The 24,038-nt window shown below is 70.5% G+C and carries 22 protein-coding genes; 8 read left to right on the top strand and 14 right to left on the bottom strand.

The window, feature by feature from the left end:
* Positions 1-3 precede the first annotated feature (3 nt).
* Both ACIRD8_RS20135 and ACIRD8_RS20140 read left to right on the top strand, forming a co-directional pair.
* The gene (locus ACIRD8_RS20135) at positions 4-495 is read left to right on the top strand and encodes a DUF2975 domain-containing protein (RefSeq protein WP_403993075.1); all 492 of its coding nucleotides are present in this window, start codon (positions 4-6) and stop codon (positions 493-495) included.
* On the top strand, positions 495-707 hold the full coding sequence (locus tag ACIRD8_RS20140) for a helix-turn-helix domain-containing protein (RefSeq protein ID WP_403993078.1): 213 nt from the start codon (positions 495-497) through the stop codon (positions 705-707). Before ACIRD8_RS20135 ends, ACIRD8_RS20140 begins: the two co-directional genes overlap by 1 nt.
* Before the next feature lie 11 nt (positions 708-718).
* On the opposite strand, the gene ACIRD8_RS20145 is transcribed toward ACIRD8_RS20140, so the two are convergent.
* Together ACIRD8_RS20145 and ACIRD8_RS20150 are read right to left on the bottom strand one after the other, a co-directional pair.
* Positions 719-970, bottom strand: a complete 252-nt coding sequence (locus ACIRD8_RS20145) for a DUF397 domain-containing protein (protein ID WP_403993081.1) — start codon at positions 968-970, stop codon at positions 719-721.
* Complete coding sequence (locus ACIRD8_RS20150; RefSeq protein WP_403993498.1) at positions 967-1,791, bottom strand: Scr1 family TA system antitoxin-like transcriptional regulator; 825 nt, start codon at positions 1,789-1,791, stop codon at positions 967-969. The genes ACIRD8_RS20145 and ACIRD8_RS20150 overlap by 4 nt, the downstream gene beginning before the upstream one ends.
* 322 nt (positions 1,792-2,113) lie before the next feature.
* Between ACIRD8_RS20150 and ACIRD8_RS20155 the strand changes: the two genes are divergently transcribed.
* Together ACIRD8_RS20155 and ACIRD8_RS20160 are read left to right on the top strand one after the other, a co-directional pair.
* Complete coding sequence (locus tag ACIRD8_RS20155) at positions 2,114-3,151, top strand: NAD(P)/FAD-dependent oxidoreductase (RefSeq protein WP_403993084.1); 1,038 nt, start codon at positions 2,114-2,116, stop codon at positions 3,149-3,151.
* Positions 3,148-3,783 carry an SAM-dependent methyltransferase gene (locus ACIRD8_RS20160; protein WP_403993087.1) on the top strand — a complete coding sequence of 212 codons (636 nt, stop codon included), beginning with the start codon at positions 3,148-3,150 and terminating at the stop codon, positions 3,781-3,783. The genes ACIRD8_RS20155 and ACIRD8_RS20160 overlap by 4 nt, the downstream gene beginning before the upstream one ends.
* Positions 3,784-3,867: 84 nt before the next feature.
* On the opposite strand, the gene ACIRD8_RS20165 is transcribed toward ACIRD8_RS20160, so the two are convergent.
* Positions 3,868-4,476, bottom strand: a complete 609-nt coding sequence (locus tag ACIRD8_RS20165) for a YceI family protein (RefSeq protein ID WP_403993090.1) — start codon at positions 4,474-4,476, stop codon at positions 3,868-3,870.
* Between the two features lie 230 nt (positions 4,477-4,706).
* Here ACIRD8_RS20165 and ACIRD8_RS20170 point away from each other — a divergent pair, with 230 nt between their 5' ends.
* On the top strand, positions 4,707-5,231 hold the full coding sequence (locus ACIRD8_RS20170) for a hypothetical protein (protein WP_382985571.1): 525 nt from the start codon (positions 4,707-4,709) through the stop codon (positions 5,229-5,231).
* Positions 5,232-5,296: 65 nt separating this feature from the next.
* Here the strand turns inward: ACIRD8_RS20170 and ACIRD8_RS20175 are convergent, their stop codons facing one another.
* The 3 genes from ACIRD8_RS20175 to ACIRD8_RS20185 form a co-directional block, all read right to left on the bottom strand.
* Entirely contained in the window at positions 5,297-7,042 is a 1,746-nt protein-coding gene (locus ACIRD8_RS20175; protein ID WP_403993094.1) for an amidohydrolase, read from the bottom strand.
* 132 nt (positions 7,043-7,174) lie between these two features.
* Entirely contained in the window at positions 7,175-8,497 is a 1,323-nt protein-coding gene (locus ACIRD8_RS20180; RefSeq protein WP_403993097.1) for an amidohydrolase family protein, read from the bottom strand.
* A gap of 128 nt (positions 8,498-8,625) precedes the next feature.
* Positions 8,626-9,837, bottom strand: coding sequence for a glycoside hydrolase family 64 protein (locus tag ACIRD8_RS20185; protein WP_403993501.1), 1,212 nt, complete (start codon positions 9,835-9,837; stop codon positions 8,626-8,628).
* Positions 9,838-10,428: 591 nt separating this feature from the next.
* Between ACIRD8_RS20185 and ACIRD8_RS20190 the strand changes: the two genes are divergently transcribed.
* Together ACIRD8_RS20190 and ACIRD8_RS20195 are read left to right on the top strand one after the other, a co-directional pair.
* Positions 10,429-12,012, top strand: a complete 1,584-nt coding sequence (locus tag ACIRD8_RS20190; protein WP_104789386.1) for an acyl-CoA carboxylase subunit beta — start codon at positions 10,429-10,431, stop codon at positions 12,010-12,012.
* A 69-nt stretch (positions 12,013-12,081) separates the two neighbouring features.
* On the top strand, positions 12,082-12,285 hold the full coding sequence (locus ACIRD8_RS20195; protein WP_014153860.1) for an acyl-CoA carboxylase subunit epsilon: 204 nt from the start codon (positions 12,082-12,084) through the stop codon (positions 12,283-12,285).
* Between the two features lie 114 nt (positions 12,286-12,399).
* Here ACIRD8_RS20195 and ACIRD8_RS20200 read toward each other — a convergent pair whose 3' ends face one another.
* The 8 genes from ACIRD8_RS20200 to ACIRD8_RS20235 form a co-directional block, all read right to left on the bottom strand.
* Positions 12,400-12,981, bottom strand: a complete 582-nt coding sequence (locus ACIRD8_RS20200; RefSeq protein ID WP_014048542.1) for an ATP/GTP-binding protein — start codon at positions 12,979-12,981, stop codon at positions 12,400-12,402.
* Entirely contained in the window at positions 12,962-13,636 is a 675-nt protein-coding gene (locus ACIRD8_RS20205) for a DUF742 domain-containing protein (protein ID WP_403993100.1), read from the bottom strand. The genes ACIRD8_RS20200 and ACIRD8_RS20205 overlap by 20 nt, the downstream gene beginning before the upstream one ends.
* An 89-nt stretch (positions 13,637-13,725) precedes the next feature.
* Complete coding sequence (locus ACIRD8_RS20210) at positions 13,726-14,139, bottom strand: roadblock/LC7 domain-containing protein (RefSeq protein ID WP_006127847.1); 414 nt, start codon at positions 14,137-14,139, stop codon at positions 13,726-13,728.
* 10 nt (positions 14,140-14,149) lie between these two features.
* Complete coding sequence (locus ACIRD8_RS20215) at positions 14,150-17,377, bottom strand: nitrate- and nitrite sensing domain-containing protein (RefSeq protein ID WP_403993103.1); 3,228 nt, start codon at positions 17,375-17,377, stop codon at positions 14,150-14,152.
* Between the two features lie 349 nt (positions 17,378-17,726).
* The gene (locus ACIRD8_RS20220; protein ID WP_403993106.1) at positions 17,727-18,311 is read right to left on the bottom strand and encodes a GTP-binding protein; all 585 of its coding nucleotides are present in this window, start codon (positions 18,309-18,311) and stop codon (positions 17,727-17,729) included.
* Entirely contained in the window at positions 18,292-18,699 is a 408-nt protein-coding gene (locus ACIRD8_RS20225; protein ID WP_003966010.1) for a DUF742 domain-containing protein, read from the bottom strand. The genes ACIRD8_RS20220 and ACIRD8_RS20225 overlap by 20 nt, the downstream gene beginning before the upstream one ends.
* A gap of 134 nt (positions 18,700-18,833) precedes the next feature.
* Positions 18,834-19,247: a roadblock/LC7 domain-containing protein gene (locus ACIRD8_RS20230; protein WP_006127850.1), complete on the bottom strand. Its 414-nt coding sequence runs from the start codon at positions 19,245-19,247 to the stop codon at positions 18,834-18,836.
* Positions 19,248-19,256: 9 nt separating this feature from the next.
* Entirely contained in the window at positions 19,257-22,985 is a 3,729-nt protein-coding gene (locus tag ACIRD8_RS20235; protein WP_403993109.1) for a nitrate- and nitrite sensing domain-containing protein, read from the bottom strand.
* 608 nt (positions 22,986-23,593) lie between these two features.
* Between ACIRD8_RS20235 and ACIRD8_RS20240 the strand changes: the two genes are divergently transcribed.
* Complete coding sequence (locus ACIRD8_RS20240) at positions 23,594-23,785, top strand: hypothetical protein (RefSeq protein WP_403993112.1); 192 nt, start codon at positions 23,594-23,596, stop codon at positions 23,783-23,785.
* The last annotated feature ends 253 nt before the right edge of the window (positions 23,786-24,038 follow it).

The following is a 24,038-nucleotide window of genomic DNA, read 5'->3' on the forward strand; positions in this document are numbered from 1 at the left end:
GTCATGGGAAAGCTGACAGTGCGTGCGCTGCGCGCAGTGCTCGCCGTGGTGCTCACCGGCACCGTGTGCGTACAGGCACTGATGGTGTGGGTGTTGGTCAGCGGGAGCGACCCGGAGGACGGGTCGCTCCCGCTGACCCCGCTGCGTGTGATCACGATCCTGGGGATCGGGGCGGTCCAGGTCGCCCTGGTCTGCGTATGGCGACTGGTGACGATGGTGCGGCGCGGCACCGTGTTCTCGCACGCCGCCTTCCGGTACGTGGACGGCATCATCGGCGCGGTCGTCGCGGTTGCCCTCGTGTGGTTCGGGGTCACCGCCCTGAACGCGCCGGGCCAGCGTGAGGACCCGGGCGTCACCCTCATCATGGGCGGGATCGGCCTGGCCGTCCTGGGAGTCGCGCTCATCGTGCTCGTGCTGCGGACCCTGCTCGCCCAGGCCGTCGCCCGCGACGGCGAAGCGGCCCAGATGCAGGCCGAGTTGGACGAGGTGATCTGATGCCGATCGCCGTCGACATCGACGTGATGCTGGCCAGGCGGAAGATGTCCGTGGGTGAGCTCGCGGACCGCGTGGGGATCACGCCCGCCAACCTCGCGGTGCTCAAGAACGGCCGCGCCAAGGCGGTGCGCTTCACGACGCTCGCGGCGCTCTGCGAGGTGCTCGACTGCCAGCCGGGCGACCTGCTCCGCTGGGATGCCGAGGGCGAATGAACCGCGCGGCCCTAGACGGCAGCGCGGACGAACGCCGCCCAGGCGGCCGGGGGCACGGTCAGGACCGGGCCGGCGGTGACCTTGGAGTCGCGGATGTGCACGGCGGCGGGGTGGGTGGCGACCTCTACGCAGTTGCCGCCTTCGCTGGCGCTGTAGCTGGAGGTGCGCCAGTCGTAGGCGACTTCGAGGCACGCGCCGCCCTCGCTGCCGCTGTGGCTGGACTTGAACCAGGTGAGGCCGGTGTCGTGTGCCGCGCGCGTCATGACTCTCCAAGCAGGTCGTCCAGTAGGCGCATGCTTTCCTCGGGGGAAATCGCCTGCGAACGCAGCATCCCATATTTCTGTTGCAGCACACTGACCTCGTCGAGGTCGTCGAGCAGCACACTGACGCGCTGCCCCTCGATGTAGGCCAGCTGATCGTGGTCCGGGGTCTCCAGCAGCACCATCGGCCCGTCGAGTGCGGCGTGCGTCTGCCGGTCGGTGGGCATGATCTGGAGTCCCAGGAAGGGCAGTTCGGCGCAGCGTCGCAGATGCAGGATTTGCCCGCGCAGGACGGAGCGACCGCCGAGAGGCCGCCGGAGAATGGACTCCTCGATCAAGAAGTTGGCCATGGGCCGGGGCTTGCGGTCGAACACGCGCTGCCGGTCGAGGCGGGCTGCGAGGCGTTCCTCCAGCTGGCTGTCTTCCAGGGGTGGGTAGAGGCTCGCGAAGACCGCGCGGGCGTACTCCTCCGTCTGGAGAAGCCCTGGTACCACCTGGTTCTCGTACCAGAGCAGCGTCACGGCCTCCTGCTCGTACTCCACGAAGTCCTGCGCGAACGCCGGGAACCGCTCCTTCTGCGGCACCTTCGCCACCGCGACCCCCAGCACCCCCTTCGTGTCCAGCAGTTCGTCCAGCTGTGCCGCGAAGTCCGCCTGGAGCGTCCGGCGGCCCTGTTCGATCGAGGCGATCGTGTCCTCGCCCACGCAGAACCGGTCGGCCAGCGACGTCTGCGTGTGCCCGGCCGCGCGGCGGAAGGCGGCGAGCTGCGCGCCGATCACATGCCAGGACGTGACCCGCTTGCTCTTCTTCTTTGCCGAGTGCATGAGGTGCCTCTCCCCGTACGCGAGCCCCGCCGGACCCGTCAGCGCTCGTACAAACGCGTCCCGCTCCCCCACCCCCCAGGCGTCGGCGAGCGCCCCGACGAGCGCGAGTCCGCGCCCGTGCTCGGCGAGGGGCCCGGGGTCCGCCGGCTCCCGGGCCTGGCCCTCGCCGCTGTCGTGCACCTCGATCCGGAGCACGCTCCCGCAGGTGAGCTGGACCCGGGACCCGGGGAAGATCGTCTGGTGCGAGTTTGCCGGTTCGGCAAGCAAGTTTGTCGAATCGGGCCGGCCCGCGCACCATCACCCGTAACAGGAGGTGTTCCGCATGAGCGAGATGGACCAGCGGTACGACGTGGTGGTGATCGGCGGTGGGGCCGCCGGGCTGAGCGGGGCGCTCGCCCTGGCCCGGGCGCGGCGTTCCGTGCTCGTGATCGACGCGGGCAGTCCGCGTAACGCGCCCGCGTCCCACGTGCACAACTACCTGGGCCGCGAGGGCACCCCGCCCTCGGAACTGCTGGCCGCGGGCCGGGCCGAAGCGGCGGACTACGGCGCCGAGATCGTCCCGGGCGACGTCGTCTCGGCCGAGAAGCTGCCCGACGGCTTCCGCGTCGTACGGGCGGACGGGAGCGCCGTCCACGCCCGGCGTCTGCTCGTGACCACCGGAATCGTCGACGAGCTGCCGCCGGTGGAGGGCCTGGCCGAGCGCTGGGGCCGCGAGGTGCTGCACTGCCCCTACTGCCACGGCTGGGAGGTGCGGGACACGCCGGTCGGCATCCTGGCGCTCAGCCCGATGGCCGTGCACCAGGCGCTGCTCTGGCGGCAGTGGACCGACGACGTGGTGCTGTTCCGGCACGACCGGGCCGACTTCGGTGACGAGGAGTACGAGCAGCTCGCCGCCCGGGGCATCTCCGTGGTGGACGGCGAGGTGACCGGGCTGGAGGTGACCGGCGACCGGCTCACCGGGGTGCGGCTGGCCGGGGAGACGGTGATCCCGCGCGAGGCGCTCGTGGTCCAGCCGCGCTTCACCGCGCGGTCGGCGGTCCTGGAGAGCCTCGGCCTGGTGCCCACCGAGCTGACGGCGGGCGACCACGTCGTCGGCACGTACATCGCGGCCGACCCCGCCGGGGCCACCGCCGTGCCCGGGGTGTGGGTGGCCGGTAACGTCGCGAACCTCATGGAGCAGGTCGTCGGCGCGGCGGCGGCCGGGCTGAAGGCGGCCTCGATGATCAACATGGACCTCGTCACCGAGGACACCGGCCGCGCGGTCGACGCCCGCCGCGCGCCCTTCTCGGCCGAGGCCGAGCGCCAGGTCACCGAGCGGGTGCTCGGGGGCCGCCGTCACGGACTTCAGGAGATGAAATGACCACCGACAGCACCCGTACCGACGCCGAGATGTGGGACGACCGCTACCGCGAGAGCGACCGGATCTGGAGCGGGAACCCCAACGTGGTCCTCGTCCGCGAGGTGGAGGACCTGAAGCCGGGGCGCGCCCTGGACCTCGGCTGCGGTGAGGGTGCCGACGCGGTCTGGCTCGCCCGGTCCGGCTGGCAGGTCACCGCCACCGACATCTCGCGCGTCGCCCTGGAGCGGGCGGCCGGCCACGCGGCCGAGGCGGGGGTGGCCGGCCGGATCGACTGGCAGTGGCACGACCTGGGCGACACGTTCCCCGAAGGGGAGTTCGACCTGGTCTCCGCCCAGTTCCTGCACTCCATGGGCGACCTGCCGCGCGAGCGGATCCTGCGGCAGGCGGCCTCGGCCGTGGCACCCGGAGGGGTGCTCCTCATCGTCGGCCACGCGGGCTTCCCCACCTGGGAGAAGAACCCGCACCCCGAGGTGCACCTGCCCACGACGGACGAGGTCCTGGAGTCCCTCGAACTGCCGGAGGGGCGGTGGGAGGTGCTGCTCAGCGCCGAGCACGAACGCATCCAGAACGACCCGGACGGCAACCCCACCACCCGCACCGACAACGCCCTGAAGGTCCGCCGCACGGGGTGAATCGGTAGGGGTTTCGGCACATCGACGGACCGGACCGCACCGTGGGTGGGTGCGGTCGGGGGGGGCGAGGCGCCCCCCGTACGGTCAGGCGGCCTTGATCGCGGAGATGTCGAAGTTCAGCTTGACCTTGTCGCCGACGAGCACGCCGCCGGTCTCCAGCGCGGCGTTGTAGGTCAGGCCCCAGTCGGAGCGTAGGATCTCGGCGCTGCCCTCGAAGCCCACGCGCTGGTTGCCGTAGGGGTCGGTGGCTGAGCCGTTGAACTCCAGGTCGATGGCGAGCGGGCGGGTGACGCCCTTGATCGTGAGGTCCCCGGTGATCCGGTACGCGTCGCCGCCGAGCTGCTCGGCCCCGGTGGAGCGGAACGTCATCAGGGGGAACGTCTCCGCGTCGAAGAAGTCGCCGCTGACCAGGTGGCCGTCGCGGTCGGCGATCCCGGTGTCGACGCTGGCGATCTTGACGTCGATGGACGCGGTGGAGGCGGAAGGGGTCGTGCCGTCCAGGGTGAGGGTGCCCTCGTGCTCACCGAAGGAGCCCCGCACATTGGTGACCATGGCGTGGCGCACGGTGAAGCCGATGCTGCTGTGGGCCGGGTCGATCGTGTACGCGCCGGTCAGGGCGGCCAGCGCCGGGTCCACGGCGAGGGTGGCGGTGGTGGACGGGGCGTCGTTGTTCCTGCGGTTGAACAGAGCCATGGCTCCTCCTCGGGGGACGGTTCAGACGAGTGGCCGTCGAAGATTTGTTTAATCTTCAACGAGATTGACTGTAGACCCATTTTGTTCAAAGTTCAACATCAAGGGTCCAGGCCGGTCCGAAAGTCGCGGGCGGAGCCCCGTCCGCCTCCTGCCGCCCCCTGGCGGACGCGCGTAGAGCTGGGGCACTATCTCCCTGCCCCCAAATTGTCATGAGCAGGAGGACTTCCCCCATGCAGACCCGTCCCCGTCTCCGCTCGGCCCTGGCCGCTCTCGCCCTCGTCCTCGGCGCGCTCTTCGCGCCCGGCGTGGGCATCCTCGGCGGCGGCGCCACCGAGGCGCACGCCGCCACCAAGCTGACCCACTCCCAGGCGACCTCCCGCTTCACCTCGTCCGGGGTCACCTGGTCGTCCTCGGGCGGCTGTTCCAACCGGAACGTCTCCACCTGCACGTCCTTCGACCAGCTCAACCTGACCAGCGCCCAGGGCGCCCAGACCCTGAAGAGCGCCACCGGCTGCGCGCTCAACATCACCGGGGGCACCGAGACCGGGCACGCCAGTGGCACGTACTCGCACTGGAACGGCTACAAGCTCGACTTCGGCAAGACCACCTGCCTGACGAACTACGTGAAGGGCACGTTCGCCTACATCGGGGTGCGCGGCGACGGCGCCCCGCAGTACCAGTCCGGCTCCGGCAACGTCTACGCGGACGAGGGCAACCACTGGGACGTGACGTACTACAACTGCGGCGGCTGCTGAGCCCCGTACGCACAGAGCGAAGGGTGCCCCCGTCCGGCCGGACGGGGGCACCCTTGCGTGCGTGCTCAGACCTGCGGTTCCAGGGCCGGGCCGAGCGAGGAGAACTTCTCCTGGCTGACCACCCGGCGCGGCGGCCAGGTGATGTTCTCCGGCGGCCAGCTCTGGCCCGTCCTCTTCAGGAACCAGGCGGGCGGCTCGTACATCGGGGGCTCGTAGCCCTCCGGGAGCGCGGTCTTCCAGGTCAGGCCCTCGGTCCGCTTCCGGAACTCCTCCTTGACGCCCCTCAGCAGCTCCGGCTTCACCAGGAGGTCCACGGCCGTCGCCGCCAGATAGGCAGCGGCGGCCTTGATCGCCGCGTGGCCGGGATCCGATCCCGCGCACGAGGCGGTCGACCAGGTGTGCATCTTGCCCCCGATGGGAGCCACGGCCGCGCCCATGGAGACGGTCGGCACCTGCCAGCTGATATCGGCCACATCCGTGGAACCGCCGCCCAGGAAAACCGGGTTGGGCGGGGCGAGCTCGCCGATCTTGTCGTGCAGACCGCTCTCCGGCAGCCCCAGCGAGCTCTGCAGCTCCTTGGCCAGGCGCTGGGCGCCCTCGGAGAAGACCGGCGGCCCGATCTGCCGCATGTTGTCGTACATCAGCTCGGCGAACGCCTTCGAGGGGAGCTGGTTCCAGCACGCCGAGGTGATGCGGTGCCGCACCGACGTGCGGCTGGCGGTCGCGGCCGCCTTCGACACGGCGATGACCTTGTCCAGCAGCGAGGTGACGCGCTCGACGCTCCCCTCGCGGACGTAGTACGAGATCTCCGCGATCTCCGGCGTCACATTGGGGATGTCCCCGCCGTTGTTGATCACCCAGTGCAGCCGGGCGGAGGGCGCCATGCTCTCCTCGCGGAGGAACTCCGACATGGTCGCCATCATCACGGCCGCGTCCAGCGCGCTCTTGTTCCCGAGCGGGGTGCCCCCGTGGCCCGCGACACCGAGGAAGGTGAAGGTGACGGCCGTCATCGCGTTCGACGTGCCCCAGCCGGTCGCGTTGCCCGTCGAGGGATGCCAGTCGAGGAAGGCGTCGAGCCCGTCGTAGACGCCCTTGCTGACGGCGTACGTCTTGCCGATCAGCTGCTCCTCGGCGGTGGACCCGAAGAACTTCACCGTCACATCGAGCTTGTGGCGCCGGGACGCCTCCGCCACGGCGGCCGCGGCGGCCGCCGCCGCGGTCCCGAGCGCGCAGTGCCCGCAGCCGTGGCCGGGCCCGTAGCCCGGGGCGAAGGGGTCGTGGACGTACTCCTTGGGGTCGTGCTCGCCCACCCCCTTGTTCTGCGACAGGCCGGGAAGGGCGTCGTACTCACCGCTGAAACCGAGGACCGGACCGCCCTTGCCCCGGGTGTACGTGGCGGTGAACGCGGTCGGGAAGCCGGCGGTGCCGAACTTCACGTCGAACCCGGCCTTGCGCAGGAAGTCCGCCTCGGCGAGGGAGGAGTTCCACTCCCGCAGGCTCAGCTCCGCGTGCTCCCAGATCTCGTCGTTCAGCGCGGTGATCCGGGACGCGTTCCGCTCGATCCAGCCGAGCGCCGTGCGCTTGGCCGCCGAGTCCTCGGCGAGCCCTTCCGGCGGGGTGTACGCGGCGGCGTCCACCGCGGTACCGGCGGCCTCGTCCGAGGCCGCCGCCATGGCCGGGTCCGCCGTCATGCCCATCGCCGTGGTGGCGATTCCCGCGGCCCCGAGCAGTTGCATGATCCGGCGGCGGCTGGGCCCGTCGCCTGTGTGTACCGCATGGTCGTGGTCGCTGGGGTCGTGCAAGTCGCACACGGGCGCCTCCGGTCCGATGGCATGTACAAGTACAGTGCCCGGCACTCTCCATTCCGGATGTTGCGAAGTCAATAGGGCTGCGTATCCGCGTGGTTACACGCTCCACCACCGGCAGGGACGGAGGCGTCCGGCTCAGGGGCGGAGCGCGGGCAGGACACCGTCGCCGAGTACTCCGGCGCGGTCCACGGCGATCCGGCCCTCCTTCACCACGGCCAGGATGTGGGCCGGATCGCCCAGGGACGCGATGTCGGACAAGGGGTCGATGTCCGTGACCACCAGATCGGCCGCCTTGCCCGCCTCCAGGGTCCCGGTGACCTCGTCGACACCGCACAGCCGCGCCGCGTCACCGGTCGCGGCCACGATCGCCGCCATGGGCGTCAGGCCCGCGATGTCCACGAGCAGCCCGAGCTCCTGGAGGTTTTGGCCGTGCCCGACGGCCAGGCCGCTGTCGGTCCCCATCGCGATCCTGACCCCCGCCGAGGCCGACCGGGCCACCGACTCCTGGGCGATCCGGTGCCAGCGCACCCCCTTCTCGTACGCCGATGGGGAGGTGCGCGCCGGGTCCAGGTCCTGCGTCGTCTCCAGCAGCGTCGGCACCAGGAACTGGCCCCGGTCCACCATCTCCGCCCGCAGCTCGTCGTCCAGGGCGTAGCCGTGCTCGATGCTGCTCACCCCCGCCCGGACGGCGGCCTCGATGCCGGGCCGCCCGATCGCGTGCGCGGCGACCGGCAGGCCGCCGTAGGCCTGGGCCTCCTCGACGGCCGCCCGGATCATCTCCGGGCGCAGCCCCAGCCACTCCGGCCGGTCGTGCGGGGAGGTGACGCCGCCGCTGGTGGCGAGCTTGACGCAGTCGGCGCCCACCGCGACCAGGTCGCGCACCCGGGCCCGCATGTCGTCGACGGAGCCGACCAGGCCGCGCGGGCTCTCGGGAAAGGTGACGGCCAGGGCGAGCCCGTCGATACCTCCCGCGAGGGTGAAGTCGGCGTGGCCGGCCCGCTGGCTGAGCATGGTGACCGAGACCAGCAGCCGGGGGCCGGGGATCCTCCGCTCCGCCACGGCCTGCCGGAAGCCCGCGTCCAGACCCATCAGATCCCGGGCGGTCGTCACCCCGTTCTCCAGGGTGACGCGCAGCCGGTCCAGGACCTTCAGCATCCGGTAGCTCGGCAGTTCACCGAGGCCCTGGAGGGGATTGCCGGCGGGGCCCGGCAGGGCGAAGTGCACATGGGTGTCGATGAAGCCGGGGCACACGGTCCGTCCTGCGAGGTCCAGCCGCCTCGCCGGTCCGAGGCCGGCGGGAAGCCCGGCCCCGGGGCCGGCCCAGCGGACGACGGTCCCCTCGATCAGCAGCGCCGCGTCGGGTACCGGGGCCCGGCCGGTGCCGTCGATCAGACGCAGGCCATGGAGGAGGACCCGCTCAGCGGGGTCACCGACGGGGGACTCGTCGAGGGAGGACATCTGCCAACGATCCACCCCGGGGGCCGGCGGCGCAGGCCGCACTGGGCCGCACGGGTGGAGGACGCGGGCGTGCCCGCCCGCCGCGGACGGGCGGCGGGCGGGCACGGTGTCACAGGGTCACGGGCGCGTCAGGAGCCGACGGCCACCGTGAAGCGCCGCGGGTTGCCGTCGTGCGCGGCCCCCGACACGTCCGGCTCGCCGTCCGGGCGTACGTCGTCGTAGGGGAACGCGTAGCCGATCGGGGAGTTCGCGTGGACGACGCGCGACCAGTGGTTGGTCACCGCTCCCTTGTAGTAGTCCGCCACCGACGTGCCGTTCGGCTGGCTGGGGTGGCTGAGCATGATCGAGCGGTTGAAGCCCGCCGCGATCCTCGCCAGCAGCGCCTTCTTGTCGTCGTTGTCGCCCGGGTTGTTCGTGAAGGGCCCGTGGTTGCAGGTGAAGATGTCCTTCGACGTGGGCTTGACGAAGGTGTGGCCGCCCTCGAAGGTCAGCGTGTCACCGCTGACCCGGCCGGCGAGCGTGCCCCGGCCGCCCTGCAGGTCGATCTTCAGATCGGTGGAGCGGTACTTCTCCCAGACCTCGTCGATCTGCGCGGTGAACAGGTCGCGGAAGGGCATCTCGGCCGGGCGGTCGAAGTACGGCGCCATCAGGTTCTGCGGCGAGACGACCCGCAGGACCTTCCCGTCCGAGCCCCGGGTGACCAGCTTGTCCCAGGGCTGCCCGTCGGCGGCGGCCTGGGCCGTGAGGTCGTCGGCGATGCGCTGGACCGCGCCGTCCGGGAGCGGGGCCACGGTGTGCGTCCCGTCGCCCTCCAGGGTCAGCCCGATCGGCAGCGCCGTCACCAGGTCGACGTAGCTGATGTTCGCGTACAGCTGCTGCGGATTGAAGGTGAACTCGCAGAACGACCAGGTCCTGCCGTAGTTCGGGTCCGTGGGGGTCGCGAAGGCCGGCTCGACCAGGGACGGCCCCGGGTTGAGGTAGAAGTCCAGCTTGTCGTCGCGTACGAAGTAGACCCTCGCCCCGTACATCTGAGGCAAGGTCAGGACGACCGGCCCGGCGCCCGCCGCCTTCAGCGGGATGGCGCAGTCCACCGGCAGGGGGGTCTGGGGGGCGCCGGGGGAGTCGGGGTGGTAGACGCTGCCGTCGGGGCGCAGCAGCACCCAGCGGTCCGTGCCCTGCTCGTGGCCGGTGACGTACGCGTGCACCGTGCCGGGCAACGAGCGGTTCTCCAGGGCCAGTTCGCATGTCGCGGCGGCGGCCGACGTGCGGGGGCTCAGGGCGCTGCCCCAGAGGGGGTAGGTGAGCGCGGTCGCGGAGGCGGCGGCGCCCGTCAGGAACATTCTGCGCGAAATCACGGAGGAACTCCCGAGGTGTGGGGGTCGCAGACAGGGGTCAGGTGTGGTGCGGGGGAGGCGGAGCGGTGGGGCCGTCTGCGGTGCGCACCACTCTCGCGATGCCTCCGGTGAGCGTCAAGACTTATGACTGAGAGCGCTCTCAAGAAGTCTCCGTTCTTCACAACTCGACGCCCTGGAACGGGTTTTGGCCACGCCTGGTCGATCACCGCATGCGCGGAGTGAACAGGAACTGAACGCGCCGGCCGCCCGGGCCCCGGGGGCCCCTCCGGGCGGCCCGCGGGTACTGTCTCCTTCGGTCGCGGAGGCGTGGTCCGGTGCGCGCCCCCGGGCGCCGGCCCTCTGCCATTCGGTGTGCGCAGTCCCCCGCCCCGGTGGATCCGCGGCGTGGCGCGCAGGGTGGTGTGTGTCCGGCGCCACACGCCCCTCTTTGTCGGAGCTCTACAACGCGGAAGCCCCGTGAGCTGGCAGATGGGATGCATGGCGCCCTGCTTCTGTCAGGTGCCACCAGGAAACCGGGCAGGAGACTGTCCGGAGTCGACGGCAGGGTTTCCGCGGTCGGGTTCGTAGGGTCGACGTATGACCGTTGTGGACGAAATCCCGGGCGAGCCGAGCGACACGCGTGGCCGGGTGGCCGAACTGCTGGCGCTGCGTGAGCAGGCCCGGCGTGGACCGAGCGACCGGGCGACCGAGGCGCAGCACGCCAAGGGCAAGCTGACCGCGCGGGAGCGTATCGAGCTGCTGCTGGACGAGGGATCGTTCAAGGAGGTCGAGCAGCTGCGCCGGCACCGGGCGACCGGCTTCGGCCTGGAGGCCAAGAAGCCGTACACCGACGGTGTCATCACCGGCTGGGGCACGGTCGACGGCCGCACCGTCTTCGTCTACGCGCACGACTTCCGGATCTTCGGCGGGGCGCTGGGCGAGGCCCACGCCACGAAGATCCACAAGATCATGGACATGGCCATCTCGGCCGGTGCCCCGCTGGTCTCCCTCAACGACGGCGCCGGCGCCCGTATCCAGGAGGGCGTCTCGGCGCTCGCCGGGTACGGCGGGATCTTCCAGCGCAACACCCGCGCCTCCGGTGTCATCCCGCAGATCAGCGTGATGCTCGGCCCGTGCGCGGGCGGCGCGGCCTACAGCCCCGCCCTCACCGACTTCGTCTTCATGGTCCGTGAGACCTCGCAGATGTTCATCACCGGCCCGGACGTCGTCAAGGCGGTCACCGGCGAGGAGATCACCCAGAACGGCCTCGGCGGCGCCGATGTGCACGCCGAGACCTCGGGCGTCGCGCACTTCGCGTACGACGACGAGGAGACCTGCATCGCGGAGGTCCGCTACCTCATCGGGATGCTGCCCTCCAACAACCGCGAGAACCCGCCCGTCGTCCCGAGCGACGACCCGGCCGACCGGCGCGGCGACGTCCTCCTGGACCTGGTCCCGGCCGACGGCAACCGCCCGTACGACATGCACAAGGTCATCGAGGAGCTCGTCGACGACGGCGACTTCCTGGAGGTCCACGAGCGCTGGGCCCGCAACATCGTCTGCGCCCTGGCCCGGCTCGACGGCCAGGTCGTCGGCATCGTGGCCAACCAGCCGCAGGCGCTGGCGGGCGTTCTGGACATCGAGGCGTCCGAGAAGGCCGCGCGATTCGTGCAGATGTGTGATGCCTTCAACATCCCCATCGTCACTCTGCTGGACGTACCCGGCTTCCTGCCCGGCGTCGATCAGGAGCACGGTGGGATCATTCGGCACGGCGCGAAGCTGCTCTACGCGTACTGCAACGCCACCGTGCCGAGGATCTCGCTGATCCTGCGGAAGGCCTACGGAGGCGCGTACATCGTCATGGACAGCCAGTCCATCGGCGCCGACCTCACCTACGCGTGGCCGACCAACGAGATCGCCGTGATGGGCGCCGAGGGCGCCGCCAACGTCATCTTCCGCCGTCAGATCGCCGACGCCGAGGACCCCGAGGCCATGCGGGCCCGCATGGTCAAGGAGTACAAGGCCGAGCTGATGCACCCCTACTACGCGGCCGAGCGCGGCCTGGTCGACGACGTCATCGACCCCGCCGAGACGCGCGAGGTGCTGATCGCCTCGCTCGCGATGCTCCGCAACAAGCACGCCGACCTGCCGTCCCGCAAGCACGGCAACCCTCCGCAGTAGTCGCAGCCGCGGCGGTCCCGACCGCCGGTCCCACGTGTCGCGACCACTGCCCAGAAGACGGAGACATCCATGAGCGTCACCCCCGCCGATTCGGTCCTGCGCGTCGAGAAGGGCCAGGCCGGCCCCGAGGAGCTCGCCGCCATCACCGCGGTCCTGCTCGCCCGCGCGGCCGCCCAGCCCGACGCGCCCGCCCACCGGGGCCGCAGCACGGCCGGATGGCGCCGGCTGGAGCGCACCCCCGGCTTCCGCGCCCCGCACAGCTGGCAGGGCTGAGAACGGCCGCCCAGGGCCCTCCAGGGCCCACCGGGCGGCTTCAGGCCCCGTACGACGGCGAAGGCCCCGTACTCCTTCCGAGGAGTACGGGGCCTTCGGCGTACGGCGGTGAGGTCAGCGCAGGCGGGCCATGAGGGCGTGCTCGACCAGGGTGATCAGCGCGCTCTTGGCGTCCGCGCGGTGCCGGGCGTCCGTGGTGAGGATCGGGGTGTCCGGGCCGATCTGGAGTGCTTCGCGTACTTCGTCGGGTGTGTAGGGCTGGTGTCCGTCGAAGCCGTTGAGGGCGATGACGAAGGGGAGGCCGCTGTTCTCGAAGTAGTCGACTGCGGGGAAGCAGTCGGCGAGGCGGCGGGTGTCGACGAGGACGACGGCGCCGATGGCGCCGCGGACCAGGTCGTCCCACATGAACCAGAAGCGGTCCTGTCCGGGGGTGCCGAACAGGTAGAGGATCAGGTCCTGGTCCAGGGTGATGCGTCCGAAGTCCATGGCCACCGTCGTGGTGGTCTTGTCCCCGGTGTGGGTCAGGTCGTCGATGCCCGCGGACGCGGACGTCATCACGGCTTCGGTGCGCAGCGGATTGATCTCCGAAACGGCACCGACAAACGTGGTCTTACCCACGCCGAAGCCCCCTGCCACCACGATCTTCGCCGAGGTAGTGGAGCGGGCCGCTCCGCCGCTAGAGCTTGCGAAGTCCACTGAGCACCCTTTCGAGCAGTGTCACATCTGGTTGGCCGCCGGCGGCCTCGTCGCCGCCGGGCTGATGGATAGCGACGAGTCCGGCCTCGGCCAGGTCGGCGACGAGGATCCGGGCAACGCCGAGGGGGATCGAGAGGAGGGCCGACACCTCGGCCACCGACTTGATCTCGATGCAGAGCCGGCAGATCCGCTGGTGCTCGGGCAACTGCCCTTGCAGCCGGGCGGGATCGGCCGTGGTGCTGACCAGCGCCTCGATGGCGAGCTGGTACCGCGGCCGGGTCCGGCCGCCGGTCATGGCGTACGGACGGACCAGCGGGTTGTGCGCCGCGGGCTTCGACGGCTGGGGAGCCTGCCGCTGCACCGGCTGGATGCGTGACGGCGGCGCCTCGTACCGCTGCGGCTGCTGCTCGTGCTGCGGCTGCTGGTACGGAGGCTGCTGCTGCGGCCATCCGGACCCCGGCTGCTGGGGCTGCTGCTGCCAGCCGCCCTGTTGCTGCGAGCCCTGCTGGGGCTGCTGGTAGGGCTGATACGGCTGATAAGGCTCTTGCGGGCCCTGTCTGCCGGGCATGGAGGGGTTGTCGAAACGGTTGTCACCCTGCTCACCCGGAACCCGCTGACCGCCCTGGTACGGGTGTCCGCCTGTGGGTGCTGCCACGTTTCCTCCTCCGACTGCCGGTCGCCATCCCAGTGGTGCCGCGCCACCGCACCTTATGGCGCGGTGACGAGAAACGCACTGTCTGTCTATTAGTTAAGAAGACTTCCCTGGAGTTCGGCGCGGAGATCCGGGGTAAGGACACTTCCTGCACGGTCTACGAGAAGTGCCATTTCGTACCCAACCAGGCCGATATCGGCGTCCGGGTGGGCGAGAACAGCGAGTGAAGATCCGTCAGAGATGGACATGATGAAGAGGAATCCTCGCTCCATCTCCACAACGGTCTGATTCACGGCGCCGCCTTCGAAGATCCGAGAGGCACCCGCGGTGAGCGACGTCAGACCGGAGGCGACGGCCGCCAGCTGATCGGCGCGGTCGCGCGGGAAACCTTCGGACATCGCCAGCAGGAGTCCGTCGGCGGAGACCACCACCGTGTGCGACACCCCAGGGGTGTTGTCCACGAAGTTGGTGATCAACCAGTTCAGATTCTGCGCCGCCTGGCTCATCGGGCTCACACTAACGCTCCTGGTTGTAGGTATTACTTGTGTCCGACCCCGCACGTCCCCGCAGGACACCACGTCGCAGGTTGCTCAACCTGCCCCGTACGTCCTCAGGGGCGCGGGAGACCTGTGGGCCGCCCTGCTGGGTCTGCTCCGCCGTGCCCTCGACCAGATTGGCCTTGGGTACGCGGCGGGGAAGTCCGGAAGGGGTGATCCCGCCCGCCTTCGGATCCCGGAGCTTCTCGGCCCGCTCCCAGCGCTCGTCGTTCGCCGAGCGCCAGTCGTCGGGACCTTCACCGTCGGCGTGATCCGTCTGCTGTGCCGGTGCCGTCTGCTGCACCGGCTGAGGCCGCTGCAGCTGCTCGGGTGGGGCAGGCTGATCGTTTCCGCGGCCGGTGGGCTGCCAGTGCTGCTGGCCCCCTCCGCGGCGCGGGAGACCCGCCTCGGTCAGGTCGCCACCGGGGTTCGGGGTGGGCCCCGGGCGGTCGAAGCCTACGCGCTCCTGTGCCTCCGCGGGAGCCGTCGGAACAGCTTCCGCTTCAGGCTGCGCCATGGGCTCGAAGGCCCCCTGGTACGCGCCCTGGTCCTGCCAGTCACCCTGGTGGGGAAGGCCGTCCTGCGAAGCGAACTGGTCGGCGTACTGCTCCTGCCGGCCGTCCGGAGCGGCGTACGCGGCTTCCGCATAGGTGTTCTGCTGCGGATCCTGGTAGCCGTTCCCGCCGGCGAACGCGTCGTAGCCGCCCTCGTAACCGGGCTGCGCGTACTCCTGCTGCTGCGGTTCCTGGGCGTACTGCTGCTCGGGTGCGTACTGCGCCTGGCCGTACTGCTCCTGCGGGTACTGCTCCTGGGAGTAGTCCTGGTGCTGCCCGGCGCCGTCGTCCTGGAACGTCGGACGCTCACCGCCGGTCTGCGCCTCCAGTGCCGCCCGCCGCTCCTCACGCATGAGGGAACGGTTGACCGGGTCCAGCTGCGGGGAGTCCGCCGCCGGGGTCTCGTAGCGCGAGTCGTCGAAGCCGAGCTCCGCCGCCGTACGCATCGGAGCCTGCTGCGGCATCGGATCGAACGCGTGCTGCTGCTCCGGCATGATCGAGGAGACGGTGAAGTCGTCCTGCGGAAGCCCCTCGCCACCACCACCGTGAGTGATCGCGTCGGGCAGCATGACCAGCGACGTCGTCCCGGCCTGCTCGCCCGAGGGCCGCAGCTGGACACGGATGCCGTGCCGGTCGGCCAGCCGGCCGACCACGAACAGACCCATCCGCTGGGACACCGCGGCGTCCACGGTCGGCGGGTTGGCCAGCTTGTGGTTGATGTCCGCGAAGTCCTCGGCGGTGAGGCCGATGCCCTTGTCGTGGATCTCGACCATCACGCGGCCGTCCGGCAGCCGGGTCGCGGTGACCCGGACCTTGGTCTGCGGCGAGGAGAACGTGGTGGCGTTCTCCAGCAGCTCGGCCAGCAGGTGCACGAGGTCGGTCACGGCCTGGCCGTGGATCTCGCTCTCCGGCACACCGGTGAGCTCGATGCGCTCGTAGGACTCCACCTCGGAGGAGGCGGCCCGCAGCACGTCGACGAGCGGCACCGGCTGGTTCCAGCGGCGGCCCGGCTCCTCGCCCGCGAGGACGAGGAGGTTCTCGCCGTTACGGCGCATACGGGTGGCCAGGTGGTCCAGCTTGAAGAGGCTCTCCAGCTGGTCCGGGTCGGCCTCGTTGTTCTCCAGGTCGGTGATGAGGGTCAGCTGGCCCTCGATGAGCGACTGGTTGCGGCGCGACAGGTTGGTGAAGATCGCGTTGACGTTGCCCCGCAGCATGGCCTGCTCGGCGGCGAGCCGGACGGCCTCGCGGTGCACCTGGTCGAAGGCGCGGGCGACCTCGCCGATCTCGTCCTGGCTGTTGATCGGGATCGGCTGGACCCGGGTGTCGACCCGGCCCGGCTCGGTCCGCGACAGCTGGTCGACCAGCATCGGCAGCCGCTGCTCGGCGATGCCGAAGGCGGCCGTACGCAGCTGGCGCATCGAGCGGCTCATCTGGCGGGCCATGAGCCCGGCGATGATGAAGGCGGCCAGCAGCGCGATGATCACGATCGCGGCGTTGACGATGGCGTCGTTCCTGGCGTCGTCCGAGATCTCCGACGCCTCGGTCACGGCCTTGTCCACGAGCTCGTTCTCGACCGTCGTGTAGCCGTCGAACTTCGCGGTGGCCGCGGCCATCCAGGTCTCGGGGGTGATGCCCTTGGCCGCCAGCTCGTCCGGGTCTCGCTTGCCCATGCCGATTTCCTGGGCCATGCCATCGAAGACCGAGCCGTCGATGCTCGGCGGCGCCACGAACGGCTTCCCGGTGGCCTTGGCCTGCGCCGCGGCCTCCTTCAGCTGCGCGGCGCCCTCGGCGGCCTTGCCGGCCATGACCTCCTTGAGGCGGGCCGCGTCCGCCTCCGTACCACCGGAGACGAACTCACCGAGGGCGATCTGCTCCAGGTAGTTGTACGAGCTGAACGCCGTGACCTGGCCGTTGAAGTTGCGCTCCTCCTGGCTCGGGCGCACCAGCAGGTGCATGCCGATCGAGCGCTGGAGGGACTCGGCCGCCTTGGCTAGCTCGATCGCGTACACGGTGCGGCCGTAGCTGGTGATGTTGCCGGTACCCAGGCCGAGCTCGTTGGAGAACTCCATCAGCGAGTGCTGGACCTTGGTGTAGCCCTCTTCCGTCTTCACCGGGTCCATGGCCTCGGCGTAGGCGGCCTTGCGCAGCTCGGGGAGCAGCGGCTCCTCCGCCTTGAACAGCTTCAGGCGGCGGTGGAGGCCCTCCTTGTCCGGCATGTTCTGCACGGCGGCGTCGAACTTCTGCGCCGCGCTGTCCGTGGTGGCGCGCACCTTCTCCACCTCGGGAGCGGTGCGCTTGTTGGACAGCAGCGGCTGAGCGGTGAGGTCACGCTCGTTCAGCAGCGCCTGGCCGTACTCCGCGGCCGCGCGGACGACCAGAGCCGTCTTCTCCGCGTCCTGGGCCTCGTTCCAGGTGTCGACCGACCCCTTCACCTGGAAGCCGCCCATGACCAGACCGACGAGCGCCGGGATCAGGAGAATCGCGTTCAGCCGGGTGGGCACCCGCCAGTTCCGCGGTGACAGCCGGCTGGTGCTGCCGCCTGCCGGTTCCGCCTCGGACGACGTGTCCGCAGGCGGGGACAGCGCGGCGCGCGGCGGCGGCGTGAAGTTGCCCCGCTCCGGCTGCGCCGCGGAGCCCTCGTTGCTTCGCCTCACTCGACCAACAACCTCTCGGCGTCGGCACCTACGTTGTGCCGGATTATCGTTCAGGGGCCGTACTACTGGGTAGTTCGAGGCATTGCAGCACGCGGACCGGTCGCGTTCCAAACAGTCGGAATGTGTGATTCCGGCTGCGGGTCGTCGCTGATAAAACGGGCATAAAGAGCGAGCCCCGTCAAAAGGCGAGGCTCGTATGAGCAGAGTGGTACCGGCCGTGCGCATCGGGTATTGATGAGCCTCCAATTCTCTGTCGAAATGTTATGAACACGGGGGCGGATCGTGTCAAAGGACACAGGCCGCCCCCGCGTGACTACAGCAACTTCCGTAGATCGCTACCGACTTACGGCTACTTCAGTCTCGCCATGAGGGCGTGCTCGACCAGCGTGATCAGGCCGCTCTTGGCGTCCGCGCGGTGCCGGGCGTCCGTCGTGATGATCGGGGCGTCGGGGCCGATCTGGAGTGCTTCGCGTACTTCGTCGGGTGTGTAGGGCTGGTGTCCGTCGAAGCCGTTGAGGGCGATGACGAAGGGGAGGCCGCTGTTCTCGAAGTAGTCGACTGCGGGGAAGCAGTCGGCGAGGCGGCGGGTGTCGACGAGGACGACGGCGCCGATGGCGCCGCGGACCAGGTCGTCCCACATGAACCAGAAGCGGTCCTGTCCGGGGGTGCCGAACAGGTACAGGATCAGGTCCTGGTCCAGGGTGATGCGTCCGAAGTCCATGGCCACCGTCGTGGTGGTCTTGTCCCCGGTGTGGGTCAGGTCGTCGATGCCCGCGGACGCGGACGTCATCACGGCTTCGGTGCGCAGCGGATTGATCTCCGAAACGGCACCGACAAACGTGGTCTTACCCACGCCGAAGCCTCCCGCCACCACGATCTTCGCCGAGGTGGTGGCGCGGGCCGTACCGCCGCCGCTAGAGCTTGCGAAGTCCACTGAGCACCCTTTCGAGCAGTGTCACATCCGGCGCGCCGCCGGCCTCTCCGTTGCCCGGCTGGTGGATGGCCACCATGCCGGCTTCCGCCAGGTCCGCCACCAGGATCCGCGCCACGCCGAGCGGCATGGACAGCAGGGCGGAGACCTCGGCCACCGACTTGACCTCGCGGCACAGGTGGCAGATCCGCTGGTGCTCGGGGAGCAGCGTCCCGAGGTGGGCGGGGTCTGCGGTGGTGCTGACCAGCGCCTCTATCGCCAGCTGATAGCGCGGCCGGGTCCGGCCGCCGGTCATGGCGTAGGGACGGACCAGCGGCTGGTCGCCTTCACCGTCGTACGACGCGTGGTGCAAGGCGCCGTACGGATCAGGTGAGGCGGGTGGCGGGGTCATAAATCCTCCGGGCGTGACAGCAGGGTGTCGGCTTGCCGTCTGAAGGTGGCCGGTGGGGGGCTGTGTCGGCCGGACGGGTGAGGGTTTTGAGTAGTACCTGGGGGGATCGCGTCAAGTGTCTGCCGCATGGCCGTCTAGTGGAGCAGACTTCCTTGTAGTTCGGCGCGGAGGTCAGGGGTGAGGACAGTCCCCGCGCGGTCGACGAGGAGTGCCATCTCGTACCCCACCAGACCGATGTCCGCGTCCGGGTGGGCGAGTACGGCGAGTGAAGAACCGTCGGAGATGGACATGAGGAAGAGGAAACCTCTCTCCATCTCCACGACCGTCTGGCTCACGGCGCCGCCTTCGAAGATCCGCGAAGCCCCCGCCGTCAGCGACGTCAGCCCGGAGGCGACGGCCGCCAGCTGATCGGCGCGGTCGCGCGGGAAACCTTCGGACATCGCCAGCAGCAGGCCATCCGCGGAGACCACCACCGTGTGGGACACCCCTGGGGTGTTGTCCACGAAGTTGGTGATCAGCCAGTTCAGATTCTGCGCGGCCTGACTCATGGGGCTCAACTAACGCTCCTGCTGGTGAGTGGGGCCGAGTTGGAAACTGCCGGTAGACGAGCCTGTGTTGGCCTGTCGTCCCTGCTGGATGCCCCGGCGGAGATTGGTCAGACGGCCGCGTACGTCATCCGGCGCACGCGAAACCTGAGGTCCGGACTGATGATTCTGCTGCTGAGCGGTGCCCGGCACCAAATTGGCACGTGGAACACGGCGGGGCAGCCCGGACGTGGTGATCCCGCCCGCGGCGGGCTTCTTGACCCGCTCCGCCTGCCGCACGAGCTCGTCGTTGGGCGAAGCGCGCCATGAACTGGTGGCGCCGGTGTCGGCCGCGCCACGCCGCGGCATGGGCGGCGGCGGGGTGCCGGCGGGCTGGGGAGCGACCGGCGCCTGCGGCTCCGCGGCGGGCGGCTGCTGGCCACCCTGCTGCGGTCCGTGGAACCAGTTCGTCTCCAGCGTGTCGTACAGCGGCGTACGCCCGTCACCGGGACCGGCCGGCGGCAGCACCTCGGGCTGCTGCGGCAGGGCCGGACGCTGCGGCGGCTGACCCGCGGAGGGGGCCGGCGGACGCGGTGCGCCGAAGTCGGCGTTGTCGGGGCGGCGCGGCGCGGGCGCCTGCGGACGCTGCGGGGCCTGGGCGCCGTAGCCCTGGTCCTGCTGCGGCCGGCCGAAGCCCTGGTCCTGCGGCGCCGGGGCGTTGAAGTCCGGGCGGGCGAACTGCGCGGTGCTCGCCGGGTCCGGCGCCTGCGGGACGTGCGGGGCCTGCGGCATCTGCGGGGCCTGCGGCGCCGAGAAGTCCGGGCGGGCGAACTCCGCGGTGGCGCCCGGGCCCTGACGGTCGTTCATCGGCGGACGCTGGTTCGGCGGGCTGAACGGCTGGTTCGGGGCGGAGGTGCCGGGCCGTGCGAACCGGCCGGCGTCGTGCTCCTCGTGACCGCGCGGCGCGTCCTGCTGGTTACGCCGCGGAGCGCCCTGCTCCTCGACACCCCAGCTGGTGCTCTGCGGGCGCTGGGGCTGCGGGTTGCCGCCGGGCAGCTCGGCGCGCGGGCCGCCGGAGGGCGGCAGCTGACGTCCGGGACCGCCGGGCTGCTGCTGGCCGCCCTGGTTGCCCTGGCCGAGCTGGCCCTGCTGCGGCTGCGGGGCCTGCCGCGTGGGCGGGCCGCTCTGGCCGGAGTGGCCGAAGAGGTTGGGACGGCCCGAGTCCGCACCGGCGCCGGGGTCCTGCGGGGGACGCGCCCCCGGACGGGCACCGCCGGCGAAGGCACCGGCGAGGCCGCCGCCGCCCTGGCGCGGAGCCTCCGGGCGTCCCTGTCCGGGCAGGCCGGGGCCCTGCTGGCCGGGACCCTGCTGCGGCTGACGCGGTCCGCCGTCGCGCGAGGGCAGCGCGGCCCGCGGGGCCGAGCCCGCACCGACCTGGCCGCGCGGGGCGGCCGAGCCCAGTCCCTTGGCGGGAGCCGAGCCGGGGCCGCCGAGTCCGGGGCGCTGACCGCCCGCGGGGGGAGCGCCGCCGCCGGCGAGGAGGCCGCCGGGGGCGCCGCCCTGCTGGCCCTTGCCCTGCGGGGACTGCTTCGACGGCTGCTTGCCGCCGTGCGCGACCTCCATGGGCAGCATGACCAGTGCGGTCGTACCGCCGGAGTCGGAGGGGCGCAGCTGGATGCGGATGCCGTGACGGAGGGACAGCCGGCCGACCACGAACAGACCCATGCGGCGGGAGACCGAGACGTCCACGGTGGGCGGCGCGGCGAGCCGCTCGTTGATCGCGGCCAGGTCCTCGGGGGAAAGGCCGATACCGGTGTCGTGGATCTCGACGAGCACACGGCCGTCGGGCAGCGCGTGACCGGTCACCCGGACCTTCGTCTGCGGCGAGGAGAACGACGTGGCGTTCTCCAGCAGCTCGGCGAGGAGGTGCACGAGGTCGTTGACGACGCGGCCGGCGACCTCGGTCGCGGGCACCGCGGCCAGCTCGATGCGCTCGTACTGCTCCACCTCGGAGGCGGCGGCACGGAGCACGTCGACCAGCGGCACGGGCCGGGTCCAGCGGCGGCCCGGCTCCTCGCCCGCGAGGACGAGGAGGTTCTCGCCGTTACGGCGCATACGGGTCGCGAGGTGGTCGAGCTTGAACAGCGAGGACAGCTGGTCCGGGTCGGCCTCGCGGGACTCCAGTTCGGAGATGAGCGAGAGCTGACGCTGGATGAGGCCCTGGGAACGGCGCGAGAGGTTGGTGAACATCGCGTTGACGTTGCCTCGCAGCAGCGCCTGCTCGGCGGCCAGTCGGACCGCCTCGCGGTGCACGTCGTCGAAGGCCGCGGCCACCTGGCCGATCTCGTCCCGGGAGTGCACACCGACCGACTCGACGGAGGTGTCGACGTCCTGCGGGTCCGTCTCGGAGAGCTGCCGGACGAGCTCGGGCAGCCGGTCCTGGGCGACCCGGGTCGCGGTGTCCTGCAGCCGGCGCAGCGAGCGGATCATGGACCGGGCCACGACGAAGGCGCCGACGAGCGAGACACCGAGGACGATCAGGATGATCGCACCGTTGAGGATCGCGTCGCGCTGCGACTCCTCCTTCAGCTCGCGGGCCTTGCTCTCCATCTCACCGAGGAGCGTCTCCTCGATGGTCTTCATGGCCTGGATCTTGTTGGAGCTCTGGTCGTACCAGTCCATGTACGTACGCGTCTTGGTGCCGCTGCCCTCCATGCCCAGCGGGCTGTCGAGCACCTTCTTCGCGTACACGTCGGCGGCGGTGATCTCGGGATTCCCGTTGTCCAGCGGTGCCAGCAGCTCCGCGGAGCTCTTGCCGGTGGACTCGTAGGTCGTCTCGAACGTCTTCAGGGTCGTACTGGCCTTGCCGAGCGCGTTACGGCCGAACGCCTGGTCGTTGTCGTTCAGGTGCGCCTTGTTGCTGTCGCCGCCCGGCAGGGCCGCGGCGATGATGGCGCGCTCGACGGAGGCGTACTCCTTCGAGGACGAGAACGCGGCCAGCGCACGCGTCCGCTTGATCATCTCCGGGTTGCTGGTGGCCTGCGCCATGTCCTGCGACAGGCTCAGCAGCGACGTGATCAGCTGGCTGTACTGGTCGACCGTGTTGAGACTCGGGCTGTTGCCGGCGTACGCGTCCTTGCGGATGCTGGTGATGTTGCCCAGCTGCGTGCCGATCTGGCTGACGCTGGAGTGGATGCTGTCCAGCGCCGCGTCGCCCGGGGCGTTGCCGATCTCGTCGGTGGCCTCGAAGAAGGCGGCCTTGGCGCGGTCGGTGCGCTCCCGGGGCTGGGTGACCTTGTAGTCGGTCGCCTTCACGCCGTTCGACAGCGGGCCGGCCGACTTGTCGCGCTCCTCCTGGAGCGCGTTGGCGAGCGCGGTCGCCTTCTTGGTCATCTTGGTGAGCAGCTGCATGTGCTCCAGCTGGTCCATGTCGTTCATGGACTCGTTGATCCGCAGCCCGCCCAGGGTGGTCGCCGCGACCACGGGGAGAGCGAGCAGGGAGACCAGACGCGTGCTGATGCGCCAGTTGCGCAGGGCTATGCGTGAGCCGGCGGAGGTGGGACCGGCCGCCGGCTTGGGGGGCGCAGGGGTCTCCGCGCTGCCGGAGCTGGTCGTGCCGGAGCGTTGCGCGCGGTCGCCGCCGTCACCGGGCGAGCCGGGATTCTGGGCGTGCTGGGGCGAGGAACCGCGGTCGTTCCCGCCGCGCGGCTCCTGATCCGCCGGAGTTTCCCCTCGGCCCTGGCGGGGCTGGGGCGACCCCATGCCATCCCTCTTGAAACGTCCCTGCACTAGCGTCGCAACCTCTGGACCAGGCGTCCCTCCGCGCATGGCGCGACGGGACGGTGTCGGCGTCGTGGGGCGCTGGACGCGCCCCATGGTGGTCGTGAGTGACCGGCGTACTTCCCCCTCCCGCCGCCACTCGGCGCTGCGTTGCGCCCCTGCGCGCTGGGCCTGAAACCCGCGGCGGTGCGTGGAATTCCAGCACAGTGGAGGATCTCCAACAAGGCCCGCGTACCGGGCTGTGACCTTGATGACACGGTGTGATGGGTGAGTAACAAGGTGTGGAGCGTGTTCACGGTCAAACCGGTCGATTAGGGGTGGGCTCCCGGAGGGGGGCGGGTGTCCCAGACGCCATGATCGGGAGCGGAATGACGGATTCAGCACCGTATTGTCGGGTTTGCATCCCATGGTCAACTGCCTGGAATGGGTGCTTTGTCATCAACTTCGTGAGCAAACTCACATGATGATCGCCGTCTCATCCCGGCCACGGCGGGGAATCGGATGTTTAGCCTGGCGCTTTACAGGGATAGCGAATCCGACAACCGGCGCACCTCCGGGCGGCGCCCCAGCGGCAAGGACCCATACGGCAGATGAAGACGACGATGATTTTCCGCAACATCGCCAACCCCCGGCGCACCACGCTGGTGCACCTCGCGGACGCCGAGGCGCTGCAGACGCCGGAGCAGCGGGAGCACACCGTCGACCTGCCCACCCAGACGGCCAACCCGCGCCGCACCATCCTCATGACGGCCCCCGAGGCCGTCACCGCCGCGGCGGAGTAGCGGACGCCCGTCCCGCGGCGTATTGCGCACGGGGGTCCCCCTCACCCGCGCAAGCGCCTCGCCCGGCGAGGTTTGCCCCCTCGCGACGCCCGGCACGCACGCTCGCGGCGTTGGCCGAAAGCCCAAGTAGCTCCGCTACAAGAGCTTCCGTCCGCCTTGCGATCGCACGCACCGGACGACGCTCCTATTGGGGCAAACCTCGCCGGGCGAGGCGCTAGCCTGGAGCGTCAGTCTTCAGCCAGCCAGCAAGTGA

The sequence above is a fragment of the Streptomyces sp. NPDC102451 genome, assembly GCF_044765485.1.
GTDB lineage: Bacteria > Actinomycetota > Actinomycetes > Streptomycetales > Streptomycetaceae > Streptomyces.